This is a genomic window from Rhodospirillales bacterium, assembly GCA_014323865.1.
In the GTDB taxonomy this organism is placed as follows: Bacteria; Pseudomonadota; Alphaproteobacteria; order SP197; family SP197; genus SP197.
The window spans coordinates 22,309-34,605 of sequence record JACONG010000013.1 but is presented as its reverse complement, the minus strand read 5'-3'; the positions used below and the strand labels follow the sequence as shown (position 1 = coordinate 34,605).

Here is a 12,297-nt window from a genome sequence, read left to right as displayed (position 1 = left end):
CGCCGGGCGATCAGGCATAGGGCAGGGTGTGGCCGATCCCGAGACGTTCGGCCTTCTCCAGCATGGCGCAGGCCAGGGCGATGTCCGAGGTCGAGAGCCCCCGGTGCCACAGAAGGATCGTCTCGTCGTCGCTGTCGCGGCCGGTCCTGAGGCCGGCGCAGATCTGGCCGAGTTCGCCGTGAATGGTCTCCTGCGTCACCTTGCCCGAGTCGATGTGGCGTCTGAGACAGCCGAACGGCCCGATCAGGCACTGCCCCCAGTCGTCGACCACGATCCTGTCCATGACATCCGTCAGGTCGTCCTCGACGGCGCTGACCGTGCCATAGGGGATGACCAGCGCGCCGGGTCTGATCCACGATGTCCGGAAGAGCGGCTGCGGTGCGTCGAGGCGGGAGGCTTCGACCATGATGTCGGCACCTTCCAGGCAGCTTTGCCAGTCGTCGGTCACGATCACCGGTTTGCCGAGCTCGTTCGAGAGCCGTTTGCCGAAAGCGTTCCGGCTCTCGGGACGCCGCGAATGAACCCGGATCTCCTCGAAATCGAACAGGTGGTCGAGCAGGCGCACATTCCAGTAGGCGGTGCCGCGCGCACCGATATGGCCCAGCCGCTTGGGCCTGGACGGGGCGAGATACCTTGCGCCGATCGCGGTGACCGCGCCGGTGCGCATCTCTGTTATCGCCGTGGCGTCCACGACGGCGCGCGGGGTGCCGGTCCTCGCATCGAACAGGTTCACCAGCGCCATCTCCGAGGGCAGATCGTGCTGCCAGTTGTCGATATAGTCGCTCACGACCTTGACGCCGGCCACGCCGAGCGGCGCGATATAGCCGCGCAGGACGTTGAAATGGCCGCGAAACGCCTTGTCGGCGACCAGGTGCATACGGGGCTCCACGACGGTCTCCGCGCGGCCCTGGGCGGCGAGGCTGGCCTCGATGGCATCGAGGATCTCGTCGCAGGTCAGCGCGAGCGCGGCGACGTCATGGCCGCTGAGATAGCGCAGGGTTATGTCTTGCATCGCGGTCTCCGGGCATCGCGGTCTCCGGTGTCGCCGGCGTCCGGAGCGGATCGCCGGGTGGATCGTGCCGTTATCCCCCGGATGTGTTGTCGGGCGCGACGCCCCGCGGTGCGCGCCGGGCGGCAACCTCCGCGAGCGCGGCAACAAGATCGTCACCGATCCGACCGTCGGCCTCAAGACCCCGGTCGCGCTGAAACGATCGTGCCGATGCCAGCGTCGCCGGGCCGGCGATGCCATCGACCGGCCCCGAGAGATACCCCAGAACCTTGAGCAGGCGTTGCGCTGCGGCCGCAGGCGAGCCCATGTCCTCCACGGCCATCGGCCACAGCCGTTCGCCGCTTCGCCGCAGTGCCTCGTCGGCCACCGCGTCGCGCAGTGCCTGGGCCCGCGCGATGGCCTCGCGATGCGTGTCGGCGGTCAGCCGTGGGGACAGGCGGCGGCCGTATTCGGCGGCGGTCGCGCGCGCCTCCGCGTCGTCCGATATCCGGGCGAGCAGAATCCATGCATAGGCTTCGGCGAAGTCCTGCGCGACGCCGAGACCGTTCGCGCAGGCATTGGCGAGGTTGATCTGCCCGAAGGGATCGCCGCCCATCGCGGCCGCCCGATACCGCATGGCCGCGGCGACCGGGTCGACTGCCACGCCCCTGCCGTACTGCAGCATGATGCCGAGATTGTTCTGGGCGACCGCAAGCCCCTTGTCGGCGGCGCGCCTGTACCAGGAAACGGCGGTGGCGAGGTCCTTGGGCACGCCTTCGCCACGTTCGTACATCAGCGCCAGGTTGTTTTCCGCTTCGGCCAGGCCGGCGTCCGCGGCGGCGCGATACCATGCGAGCGCCTGTTCGGTGTCGCGCCCGCCAGGCGCGCCCCCACCAAAGTCGCGCCCACCAAAGCCGCGCCCGCCAGGCGCGCCCCCACCAAAGTCGCGCCCACCAAAGTCGCGCCTGCCAGAGCCGTGCCCGCCGGCCATGAGGAGGCGCCCCAGAGCGTATTGCGCTTCCGGCAACCCCCGGGCCGCGGCCCGGCGATACCAGAGCGCGGCCAGATCGGCGTCCTGCGGCAGGTGCAGTCCGAGCTCGTGGGCGACGGCGAGATTGTTCTGTGCCGGCGCATAACCCGCCTCGGCCGCCTTCGTGAGCAGATCGACCGCGAAGGCGGCGTCGGCTTCCATGCCCGCGCCGCGCATGGCAAGGCCTGCTAGACGGTCCTGCGCGGCAGGCAGGCCGCGCGCTGCCGCGGCGCGGTACCAGCGCACGGCCGCCTCGTGATCGACCTCGCCGAGGAGACCGGATTCATGCAGCAGCCCGATGTTGAACTGCAGGTCGATATCGCCGGCATGGGCATCGTCGAGCCAGGCCGCCCGCGCCGCGGCATAGGCTCCTTCACCGATCGCCTGCCAGCCCGAGAGATGATCGGCACGGACCTCCGCCGCACCGAAAAGCAACGCAAGAGCGATGGCAAGGCCCCGATGTCGGTTCAATGGATGTCGGTTCACCGGGTATCGGTTCATGGGTTTCGGTTCATGACGGTCGGACGATCCGGACTCTGGCCCGATGCGAAAAAGGGCGGCACCCCGGTGCAAAAAAATTGCGCAGCGATGTTATCGCACGAGCGTGAAAACTGACGGATTCCCGGATCAGGAACGGCCCTGTCCGGTTTCCGTCGCGTTCACAAGGCAGGCCATGTTGCCATAGGGGTGCCTGTTCTCGCGCATCAGCTGATGGGCGTGGCCGATCTCGTCGAAGCTGTAGGTCGCCGAGAGACAGGGATCGATCTTCCCCTCGATCATCATCCGGTTGACCGCTGCGGCCTGCTCGTCGTTCGAGAGATGGCTGCCCTGAAGGCGCTTCTGGCGCATCCAGTGATAACGCAGGTCCATGGTGATGTTGTAGCCGGTGGTGCCGGCGCAGATCACCACCATGCCGCCGGTCGAGGCGACGAATCCCGAGGTCGGCAGTGTCGACTCGCCGGGATGTTCGAAGACGATCTCCGGGCTGACACGCTCGCCGACCGCGTCCCGGATCGCCTTGCCGAAGGCGCGCGCGCCCTTCATCCAGGTGCCGTATTCCGGGCTGTCGGTATCGGGCATTCTGCCCCAGTGATCGAAGTCGTTGCGGTTGATCACGCCGACCGCGCCGTGATCGTGGCAGAACTGCCGCTTGTCCTCGTCGGAGATCACGGCGACGGCGCGCCCGCCGAGCGCCCTCGTGATCTGCATGGCATAGCTGCCGAGGCCACCGGCCGCACCCCAGACAAGGACGACATCGCCCTCCCTGACCGTGTTGGGCGCCCAGCCCATCAGCATGCGATAGGCCGTCGACGCGCAAAGCAGGTAACAGCCCGCTTCCTCCCAGGACAGGTGCCGGGGTTTGGGCTGGCACTGATGGGCCTGCGCCCTGGCGAACTGGCAATAGCTGCCGTAGTTGGTCTGGTAGCCCCAGATACGGGTGCTCTCGGCCAGCATGGGGTCCTTGCCCGCGACAACCCAGGGATCGTCGGGCTCCCACCAGCCGGAGTGGACGACAACCTCGTCGCCGGGCTTCACCTCGGTCACCTCCGGGCCGACCTTCCAGACGATGCCCGCGCAGTCCGAGCCACCGGCGTGGAAGTCCTCGGGCTCGCCCTGCTTCTGGCGCACGGCGATGACGTCGAGCGGGATGCCGAGCGCGGCCCAGACGTTGTTGTAGTTGATGCCGGTCGCCATGTTGTAGATCAGGACCTCGCCGGGCCCGATGTCGGGAACGTCGAGGATCTCGCGCTGCCAGGCGTCCCTCGGTTCGCCGAAGCGGTTCTGGCGCACGGCGAAGGCGTGCATTTTCTCCGGAACCTCGCCGAGCGGCGGACGTTCGCCGAGCGCACAGATGTCCATGGATGGTCTCCCTTGGGCGGTTTGGGGATGGCATACGGGGCCGCACTGCCGTCTTGCCGTGCACAGGCAGCTGGCGCATATGTCCGGACCGGACGGGCTCCGTCAAGTCGTCAACACGTCGCGAACATCTCCCGCGCCGTGGACATGTCCCGGCAGGCCGGTGCCGGAGGCGGATGGGAGCCGCCCTGTCCTCCGGCCGCTCTTCGCCCCGCTCTCCGGTGAAACGATTCGCCAGCCCGGCGTCGAGACTGTCAGTTGAGACTGTCAGTTGAGACTGGCGGGGGCCTCGCGCTAGGATGGCGTCATGCAGCGCGACCGCACCCTCATGCCCGCCGAAGCCCTGCGCCTGGCCGCGCTCGGCATTCTGGTCTGCCGCGGGCGCATGACCTATGGCGCGCTCGCCACCGAGGTCCGCCTGTTCACGGCGAGTTACGGCGGCTCACCGGTCGACGTCATGTCGTCGTCGATCGAACTCCTGCGCTTTGAAGGGTTGATCGCGATAGCCGAACAGGCCGACGACCCCGAAGATGTGCCCGGAGATGTCGTTATCGTGCCGACCGACGAGGGGCGCAGCGAGCTCTGGCGTCTGTTGCAGACAGCCGTGAAACCCTCGGGCGCATATGCCAGGCTTCTGATGGCGCTCAGGATGCGCTTCATCCACCTGCTCGACGAGGACCGGCGCGCCCTTCAGGTCGAGCTTCTGATCGAGGGCCTTGAGGGCGAACGCGCCCGCCTGCTGGACCTGCGCCGGCGCATGGCCGGCGAACACCCCGACTTCCTCGCCTGGCTCGACCGCGATATCGACCGGGTGCGTCAGGAGCTGGCCGCCGTCCGGCGTGCCCGCCATCGCCGTGACCCGGCAGGACACCCCGACAATTGACGACTCCGGGAGGGCGGCCGGGCGCATGGCCGCTCCGGTGCGGTTTTCCGGGCCTCGGGTCGGATGTTGCGCCCGTCGGCAGAGCCGGTCAGGGATCGCCCGGGACGCCGTAGCTCGGTGTGTCGCGTGGGTCGAGCGCGCGCATGATGTAGGCGTCCATCTGGGGACGGTAGACGTCCCAGACGCGGCGCAACGCCGCGATCGGTTCGTCGTGCCAGTCGACGCGGAGGTCGCAGATCGGCCAGTCGTGTTCGTGGCAGACCGTCACGCCGGCCGACTTCACGTCGCCCTCTTCGCCGCCGGCATCGAGACCGGCTTCGACGCCCTTGAGCAGGCGTTCGGCGAGATGATCGTCGGCATGGGCTTCGAAGGCCTCGACCATCGCGACGGGAACCTTCGGGGTCGAGAGCAGATTGCCCGCGGCGACAGCGTTCTCGCCCTGCGCCACGTTGTTGGTGCCAAGCGTACCGGAGCCGGAATGATGGGCTGTGTGGCCCAGCCGGTCGACAATCGCGAGCTGGCGGGCCTCGCTGTACTCCCTGGCAGCCACCATGATCTCCATGGCCTTGCGGGCACCGTAACCCTGCCCGAGCAGATCGAGGCCCATGAGGCCGAGACCGGGATCGGTGATGTTCTGGCTGGCGACGGCACCGACATGGCCGCGCACCCAGGCGCAGCGCGCGGCAACGGCGGGGCTCGACGATGTGACGACCACACCGAACATCCCGGTGCGTGCGCAGCGCGCGGTGAGGGAAAACGTCATTGTCTGCGCCCCGTCTCTACGCTTCGTCGGGAACGACGGCGTCGACGTCGATCTCCATCAGCATCTCGGGCCGGGCAAGCGCCTGGACGACCAGACCGGTGGAGCAGGGATAGATGCCCTTCAGCCATGTGCCGATGACGTTATAGACGGGCTCGCGCCAGCGCGGGTCGGTGAGGTAGATCGTGACCTTGCAGATATGTTCCATCTTCCCGCCGGCCTCTTCCAGCAAGTGCCTGACGCAGCGCATCGCCGTCTCGGCCTGGGCCGCGGCATCGCCGACGCCGTGGAAGTTGCCGTCGAGATCGAAGCCGGTCTGGCCGCGCATGAAGATGTGGTTCCCGGCGCGCACGACCATGCAGAGATCGTTGTCGAGCGATTGTTCGGGATACATGTCCTTCGTGTTGAACCTGCGGAAGCGCTGGTGCGCCATGGTGTCCTCTCCCCCTGTGAATTGCGTCGGGAATTGCGTCGGGAATTGCGTCATGAACCGGCCCCGTGAACCGGTGTGCCGCCCTCCCGCCATGAGGCCCGGCCCATGAATCACGGCCCATGAATCACGATTAGCAGGCCGGGGCTCTGCAATCGAGCGGCAGGTTACGGCATCACGTTGTCGGAAAGGCCTGCGGCCTTCTTCACGAAATTCATCGGGCCGTTGAAATCGAAGTTGCGGTAGACCGCGCCCAGATGGGCGAACGGCGGCGACTGCGCGAAGAGCTGGAACGTCACCTTGTGGCCGGCGTAGTCCGAGTTCACGAGGTCGCGTCCGAACGCCAGCAGCTTGCGCCGGTCCTCGGCCTGCCAGTTGTCGTTGACGCTGTAGAACTTCTCCATCCAGGCCTGTGTCTCGGGCGAGGCGAAGGCCTGGCTGTCGGGCGTGACGCAGATCTGGCCGCCGCACAGTTCACGCGTGAGGTGCATCATGGCCGGCAGCTGGCTGCAGGCCAGCACGCGGCCGGTGTAGAGCAGCGACTGGTTCGGCATCAGGAAGCCGCCGGGGCTCTCTTCCGCCGTCGCGATGGCGCCGGTCAGATGGGCGTTGATGCCCTCGCGGTAGCAGGCCAGCTGCGCCAGCTTCTCCATCACGGCCTGCTGTTTGTCGAGGCCGGTCTGCTTCACGTTGAACAGCGCGGTGCCGATCATCAGGTCGGCCATGTGCATGATGCGCAGCGTGAACATATAGGCGCTGTAGCGGTGCAGCGTGCCGCGGATGAAGGTGGCGGCGGCCGTGTGGCGGTAGAACAGGAGGTTCTCCCAGGGCACCAGCACGTTGTCGAAGACCAGCAGGGTATCGACCTCGTCGAAGCCGTTCGACAGCGGATAGTCGTCCTTCGGCTTCACGCCGGCGAAGCCGTTGCGGCAGATGTGCCTCAAGCCCGGCGCGTTCATCGGGCAGATGAAACCCAGGGCATAGTCGGAGAGCTTGGCATCGCCCCAGTTGGCGATGGTCGGCTTGACGAAGGCCTGGTGGGCATAGGCCGCGGCGGTCTCGTATTTCGCGCCGCGCACGACGATGCCTTCGTCGGTCTCCCTGACGACATGGAGCAGCATGTCGGGATCCTGATCCTGCGGTGCCCTGGAGCGGTCGCCCTTCGGATCGGTGTTGGCCGAGACGTGGAAGATGTCGTTCTTCAGAACCTTGTCGATATGGTTGTCGATGTTCGACGCCCATTGGTTGTCGACCTGGTTCAGGATGTCCTTGCCGTCGGCCAGCGACCACATTTCGCCCACGGTCTCGTCGCCGACGCGGGTTACAACGCCGCCGATCTCGTGCATGACCATGCGGACCCAGTCCTTTTTGGCCCACCAGTCGTCCCGGGTGCGGGGCGGCTGCCAGGCGGTGGCACAGCTCTCGCCGTCCTTCCGACAGGCCATGACATCCCTGAAGCTGTCCTCATGCGCCATGTCGTAGATGCGCGCGCGCACGTCGACAATCGGCTTGAACGCGGGATGGTTCGGCACGTCGGCGACGCGCTCGCCATCGATAAAGACCTCGCGGCCGTCACGGATCGACTCGCGGTACTGCTCGCCCGTCATGAGCATGGTGTGTCTCCCGGGAAGTCGGGCCGGCGGATCCGGCCCGCAATCGGACTTGGAAACGAACGCACAATCGAACTCAGGAATCGAAAACAGGATGAGAACAGGATTGACTGTTCTTCCCGCAACAGGAAAATATCATCTATCGACGTATTGCATAGCTTTCGATGATTCACTGCCGATTGACCGCCGATCCACCGCCGATCCACCGATGATCCACCGATGATCCACCGATGATCCACCGATGATCCACCGATGATCAACTTCACACTGAAACACCTGCGCTATTTTGTCGCCGCCGCCGATGCGGGCCGTGTCAACGCCGCCGCGGAGGTCTGCCATGTCTCGCAGCCCTCGGTCTCGGCGGCCGTGGCGCATCTTGAGGACGTCTTCGGCGTCCAGCTCTTCGTTCGCCACCATGCCCGGGGGCTTGCGCTCACGCCGGCGGGGCGTCGCCTGCACACCGCGGCGCGCGATCTGCTGGTTCACGCCGAGGAACTGGCACAGGACGCGCGTGGTCTGGCCGACGGTCTGGAGGGTGACTTCGACGCCGGTTGCTTCGTCACCTTCGCGCCCATTGTGCTGCCCCGCCTGCTTCGTGTGCTGGCTGCCGAACACCCGGCGATCCGGGTCAGGCCGCATGAGAACGATCTCAGGGCATTGCAGGACGGCTTGCGCCGGGGCCGTTTCGAGGTGGCCCTGACATACGATCTGAACCTCGCCGCCGATATCGCCTTCGAGCCGGTTGTGACGGTGCCGATCTACATCGCCCTGCCGTCCGGTCATCGCCTTGCGTCACGCAGCGGCATTCGCCTGGAGGACCTCGCGGAGGAGCCCCTGGTGCTGCTGGGCCTGCCCGAGAGTCGGGGCCATTTCCTTTCGGTCTTCGCCGAGGCGGGCATCGAACCCCGGATCGCCTATGAGACCAGCTCGTTCGAGATGGTGCGCGGGCTGGTCGCCAACGGCTACGGCTACAGCCTGCTCCACTCGCGTGCGCCGCATCATCGTGCGCTCGACGGCTCGTCGCTCGTCTGCCTGCCGCTCGACCGTCCCCGGCGCGCGATGCATATGGGCCTCGCCCGGCTCACCGCCTCGCGCCCGACCCGCATGGGCCTCGCCTTCGCCCGAATCTGCCGCGAACACCTGCCGGATCTCCTCGCGGAGCAGACGGCAGGCCCAGCAGCACCAGGGGCTCCACCCTCCCTGCCATGACGGGCCAGCCATGACGGGCCTGAAGACCGTGCCGGGTCTCAGATCAGATGCTGGCCGCCGGTGATCATGATCTCGGTCCCGGAGACATAGGTGCTGTCGGGACCGCAGAGGTAGAAGATGGTTCCGGCGACCTCCTCGGGCGTGCCCATGCGGCCCAGAGGGATGCGCGGGACGAGATCGTCGTATTCCGGCGAGAGCATCGCGGTTTCGATCTCGCCGGGTGCAATGGCATTCACGCGCACGCTCAAGTGGGCGAATTCGGACGCCATCTCGCGGGTGAGGGCCGACAGCGCGGCCTTCGAGCAGGCATAGGCACTGCCGGCGAAGGGATGGACCCGATGCCCGACGATCGAGGTGACGTTGACGATGGCACCTTCGCCGCGATGCAGGGCCGCCGCGAACCCGCGCGCCAGAACGAGCGGTGCGAAGAAGTTGAGCTCGAACACCTCGCGCCAGTGATCGAGACCGCCGTTGAGCGTGCCCAGACGTTCCCTGAAGCTGGTTTTCGGCGACACCCCGGCGTTGTTCACCAGGGCGTGGACCGGTCCGCTGCCGATGAAGTCGTTGGCCTCCGTGACGAAGGCGTCGATGCTCTTCCGGTCGGCGAGATCCGTCGGGATGTGGCGGTGTGGCGAGTCGGTGACCTTGCGATCGGGCGGGATGTCGTCGCGTGAGCAGCTGATGACCCGCCAGCCCTCGCGCACGAAGCGAATCACTGTCCGGTGGCCGATGCCCCGGCTGGCCCCGGTGATCACCACGGTCTTCATGTCCGCCTTCGTGTCTGTCGGGTCCTCCGAAACTCGTTGCGCATTTTTTTGGGGATGGGGCTGGATGGGGCTGGATTCAACAGGATGTTGACGATCTCGACACCGCGCGTTCAACACCGTGCGGGGGTGCCAGACTGTCGTCAGTGGGTAAGGAGAACGGGCAGGTCGGCGTGGTTGAGCATGAATCGCGTTGCGCCACCCAGAATGAGCTGGCGCAGCTTGCCCTGGCTGAAGGCGCCCATGACGATGAAGGACGCCGCCTCGTTGTGGGCGATCCCGAGCAGCGCCTCGCCGATGTTCGTCCAGTTTGTCGGCAGGTTGTGGACATGGCAGTCGATGTTGTGGAGCGCCAGATAGCCCGCCAGCGAATCGGGTCCGGGGCCGCGCATCGAACCCTCCTCGGGTGCCATGATGGCGACCTCCCTGGCCTTCTGCAGCAGCGGCATCGCACGGTGGACGGCACGGGCCGCCTCCGCACTGCCGTTCCACGCAATCGCGGCATTGCCGCTGAGGTCGGAGACAATGCCCGGCGGCACCAGCAGAAGGCCCGAGCCCGACTCCATCAGCACGGACTCGGCCACGACCTCTTCCTTCGCGTCGCCGTCGGCGGTGGGGCGTGCGGCCACGACGAGATCCGAGAGCCGGCCGCGTTCGGCGATGACGTCATCCTCGCGGCCCTCGTCCTGCCGGAATGTTACCGAGGCATGGCCATGGGCAGGTTGCCGCGTCAGCGCGACGCCGAGGCGTCCGGCGATGGCATGAAGGTCGGCCGAGGCGCTGTCGGCCCTCCGCTCGATATCCTGTTCGGCGGTGACGATGATGTCCTCGATGACGGCACCGGTCATGCCTTCGGTCATGAAGGCGACGGCGTCGCGCGGATTGCGCCGGACATTGACGGCCTCGACATGGGCGTCGAACCGTTTGGCCAGAAGCAGGGCGCTCTCGATCGCACCCCGTCCCTCGGGCGTGCCTGAGGCGGCCACCAGAATCCTGGCGATGGTCATCGTTGCGTTCACTCCCCCGGTTCCGTTCATCTGGCATCATCCTGGCACCTTTGCCGGCCCCGGGCCATACGCCCGGCGGCATTCATCCACGACCCGGCCATTCACGATCCGGTGGTTCCGGACTCCGGGGGTCCGGACTCTGGAGGTTCTGGACTGGCGAATGCGGTGCCTCGTGGCCGGCGGGGTCCTGATGGATGATGACCTCGGCACCCGGAAACGCCTTCACGATCAGGCGTTCGACATCGTCGGCAATCGCGTGGGCCCTGACGAGCGACAGGTCCGGCTCAAGCTCGAGATGAAGCTGGATGAAGGGCTGCACCCCCGAACTGCGGGTTCGCAGATCGTGCATCCCGCGGGTTTCGGGGTGGCTCCACACGATGGACTTGATCCGCTCGCGTTCCCCGTCGGGAAACTCGCGATCCATCAGGAGATCGAGCGAGCGCATCGCGACCTTACACGCGCTGACCGCGATGGAGACGGCAATCGCGATGGCGACGACCGCGTCGACCCACCAGAGGCCCAGCTGCGTCGTTGCGACGAGGGCGGCGATCACGCCGGCATTCAGCAGGAGATCCATCCGGTAGTGCAGCGCATCGGCGCTGATCGCGACCGAGCCCGTGCGTTTCACCACGACGCTCTGGAAGGCGACCAGGGCCAGCGTGAGCAGAATCGAGAGCACCATCACGGCGATACCGATCTCGCCATTTCCGACCCTGTGACCGTCGCTCAGGCGATACAGCGCCTCGACCACGATGAAGACGCCGGATCCGGCGATGAAGGCCGCCTGGGCCAGGCCCGCCAGGGGCTCCGCCTTGCCGTGCCCGAAGCGGTGTTCGCGATCGGCCGGCTGCAGGGCGTGGCGGACCGCGATGAAATTGACCGCCGAGGCAAAGGCATCGAGCAGCGAATCGACAAGCGAGGACAGCAGGCTGACCGATCCCGTCATCAGCGCCGCGGCCAGCTTGGCGACGATCAGGATGCAGGCCACCGAGACCGACGCCCCCGTTGCGAGGCGCATCAGCCGTGCGCCCGAAGCGTCGACGCGGCCTGTCCCGCCCCCGCCCCCGCTGTGTTCGCCGTGTTCGCCGTGTTCGGTCATCTCAGGGGAACAGCCGTTCGGCGGTCCATGACGCCCCGTCACCATTATGTGCGCCGTCGCGTGTGCCGTCACGGGCGCCGTCGCGTGAGAAGACGATTCTCTCGTGCAGGCGAAACGGCTTCCCTGTCCAGAACTCGATCAGATGCGGCACGATCCGGAAACCCGACCAGCAGGGCGGACGCGGCACGCTCCCGAGGTTGAACCGGAGCGCCATCCTGGCGACGTTTTTCTCAAGCTCGCGGGGCGTTGCCATGGGCCGCGATTGCCGGCTCGCCCAGGCACCGATCTGGCTCGCGCGCGCCCGTGACGCAAAATAGGCGTCGGCTTCCCCGTCGCTGACCTGCTCGACGCGGCCCTGGACGCGGACCTGACGTTCCAGCGGCATCCAGTGAAAGCAGAGCGCGGCCTTCGGATTTGCGAGCAGTTCGCGGCCCTTGCGGCTCTCGCAATTCGTGTAGAAGACAAAACCGTCGGGTCCGAAACCCTTGAGCAGCACCATCCTCAGCGAAGGCTGGCCGTCGCTGTCGGCGGTCGCCAGCGCAACGGCCGTCGGTTCCTGCAAGCCGCAGTTGGCGGCCTCGCCATACCATTCCGAAAAGACGTCGAGGGGATGTCGCTCGTCGACAGGTGTCATCGTCGCGCTCCGGGATGCACAGGGTT

General features: G+C 66.8%; 12 protein-coding genes. 2 read left to right on the top strand and 10 right to left on the bottom strand.

Features of this window, described 5'->3' with window-relative positions; genetic code table 11:
- Nucleotides 1-10: 10 nt before the first annotated feature.
- The 3 genes from GDA49_06870 to ccrA form a co-directional block, all read right to left on the bottom strand.
- Entirely contained in the window at nt 11-1,012 is a 1,002-nt protein-coding gene (locus GDA49_06870) for an ornithine cyclodeaminase family protein (protein ID MBC6440120.1), read from the bottom strand.
- Between the two features lie 70 nt (nt 1,013-1,082).
- Nucleotides 1,083-2,489, bottom strand: coding sequence for an SEL1-like repeat protein (locus GDA49_06865; GenBank protein MBC6440119.1), 1,407 nt, complete (start codon nt 2,487-2,489; stop codon nt 1,083-1,085).
- A gap of 156 nt (nt 2,490-2,645) precedes the next feature.
- Nucleotides 2,646-3,878: a crotonyl-CoA carboxylase/reductase gene (gene ccrA / locus GDA49_06860; GenBank protein MBC6440118.1), complete on the bottom strand. Its 1,233-nt coding sequence runs from the start codon at nt 3,876-3,878 to the stop codon at nt 2,646-2,648.
- Nucleotides 3,879-4,182: 304 nt separating this feature from the next.
- Between ccrA and GDA49_06855 the strand changes: the two genes are divergently transcribed.
- Nucleotides 4,183-4,758: a hypothetical protein gene (locus GDA49_06855; protein ID MBC6440117.1), complete on the top strand. Its 576-nt coding sequence runs from the start codon at nt 4,183-4,185 to the stop codon at nt 4,756-4,758.
- A gap of 88 nt (nt 4,759-4,846) precedes the next feature.
- Here the strand turns inward: GDA49_06855 and GDA49_06850 are convergent, their stop codons facing one another.
- The 3 genes from GDA49_06850 to GDA49_06840 form a co-directional block, all read right to left on the bottom strand.
- Entirely contained in the window at nt 4,847-5,521 is a 675-nt protein-coding gene (locus tag GDA49_06850; protein ID MBC6440116.1) for a DUF1028 domain-containing protein, read from the bottom strand.
- A 16-nt stretch (nt 5,522-5,537) separates the two neighbouring features.
- Entirely contained in the window at nt 5,538-5,951 is a 414-nt protein-coding gene (locus GDA49_06845) for a RidA family protein (GenBank protein ID MBC6440115.1), read from the bottom strand.
- Between the two features lie 164 nt (nt 5,952-6,115).
- Nucleotides 6,116-7,561: a 4-hydroxyphenylacetate 3-hydroxylase family protein gene (locus GDA49_06840; GenBank protein ID MBC6440114.1), complete on the bottom strand. Its 1,446-nt coding sequence runs from the start codon at nt 7,559-7,561 to the stop codon at nt 6,116-6,118.
- Between the two features lie 249 nt (nt 7,562-7,810).
- On the opposite strand from GDA49_06840, the gene GDA49_06835 reads away from it, so the two are divergent.
- The gene (locus tag GDA49_06835) at nt 7,811-8,767 is read left to right on the top strand and encodes a LysR family transcriptional regulator (GenBank protein MBC6440113.1); all 957 of its coding nucleotides are present in this window, start codon (nt 7,811-7,813) and stop codon (nt 8,765-8,767) included.
- 38 nt (nt 8,768-8,805) lie between these two features.
- Here the strand turns inward: GDA49_06835 and GDA49_06830 are convergent, their stop codons facing one another.
- The 4 genes from GDA49_06830 to pdxH form a co-directional block, all read right to left on the bottom strand.
- On the bottom strand, nt 8,806-9,534 hold the full coding sequence (locus tag GDA49_06830; GenBank protein MBC6440112.1) for an SDR family oxidoreductase: 729 nt from the start codon (nt 9,532-9,534) through the stop codon (nt 8,806-8,808).
- A gap of 140 nt (nt 9,535-9,674) precedes the next feature.
- Nucleotides 9,675-10,538 (bottom strand): universal stress protein, encoded by an 864-nt coding sequence (locus GDA49_06825; protein MBC6440111.1) that lies wholly within the window; start codon nt 10,536-10,538, stop codon nt 9,675-9,677.
- Nucleotides 10,539-10,620: 82 nt separating this feature from the next.
- A complete protein-coding gene (locus tag GDA49_06820; GenBank protein MBC6440110.1) occupies nt 10,621-11,637 on the bottom strand; it encodes a cation diffusion facilitator family transporter in 1,017 nt (338 codons plus the stop codon).
- A gap of 1 nt (nt 11,638) precedes the next feature.
- Nucleotides 11,639-12,271 carry a pyridoxamine 5'-phosphate oxidase gene (pdxH, locus tag GDA49_06815; GenBank protein ID MBC6440109.1) on the bottom strand — a complete coding sequence of 211 codons (633 nt, stop codon included), beginning with the start codon at nt 12,269-12,271 and terminating at the stop codon, nt 11,639-11,641.
- Nucleotides 12,272-12,297: the final 26 nt, after the last annotated feature.

What these genes read in the sequence shown, in the direction of transcription:
- GDA49_06870 (MBC6440120.1), bottom strand. Translation starts at nt 1,012, where the DNA reads ATGCAAGACATAACCCTGCGCTATCTCAGCGGCCATGACGTCGCCGCG.
- ccrA (MBC6440118.1), bottom strand. Translation starts at nt 3,878, where the DNA reads ATGGACATCTGTGCGCTCGGCGAACGTCCGCCGCTCGGCGAGGTTCCG.
- GDA49_06855 (MBC6440117.1), top strand. Translation starts at nt 4,183, where the DNA reads ATGCAGCGCGACCGCACCCTCATGCCCGCCGAAGCCCTGCGCCTGGCC.
- GDA49_06850 (MBC6440116.1), bottom strand. Translation starts at nt 5,521, where the DNA reads ATGACGTTTTCCCTCACCGCGCGCTGCGCACGCACCGGGATGTTCGGT.
- GDA49_06845 (MBC6440115.1), bottom strand. Translation starts at nt 5,951, where the DNA reads ATGGCGCACCAGCGCTTCCGCAGGTTCAACACGAAGGACATGTATCCC.
- GDA49_06840 (MBC6440114.1), bottom strand. Translation starts at nt 7,561, where the DNA reads ATGCTCATGACGGGCGAGCAGTACCGCGAGTCGATCCGTGACGGCCGC.
- GDA49_06835 (MBC6440113.1), top strand. Translation starts at nt 7,811, where the DNA reads ATGATCAACTTCACACTGAAACACCTGCGCTATTTTGTCGCCGCCGCC.
- GDA49_06830 (MBC6440112.1), bottom strand. Translation starts at nt 9,534, where the DNA reads ATGAAGACCGTGGTGATCACCGGGGCCAGCCGGGGCATCGGCCACCGG.
- GDA49_06825 (MBC6440111.1), bottom strand. Translation starts at nt 10,538, where the DNA reads ATGACCATCGCCAGGATTCTGGTGGCCGCCTCAGGCACGCCCGAGGGA.
- GDA49_06820 (MBC6440110.1), bottom strand. Translation starts at nt 11,637, where the DNA reads ATGACCGAACACGGCGAACACGGCGAACACAGCGGGGGCGGGGGCGGG.
- pdxH (MBC6440109.1), bottom strand. Translation starts at nt 12,271, where the DNA reads ATGACACCTGTCGACGAGCGACATCCCCTCGACGTCTTTTCGGAATGG.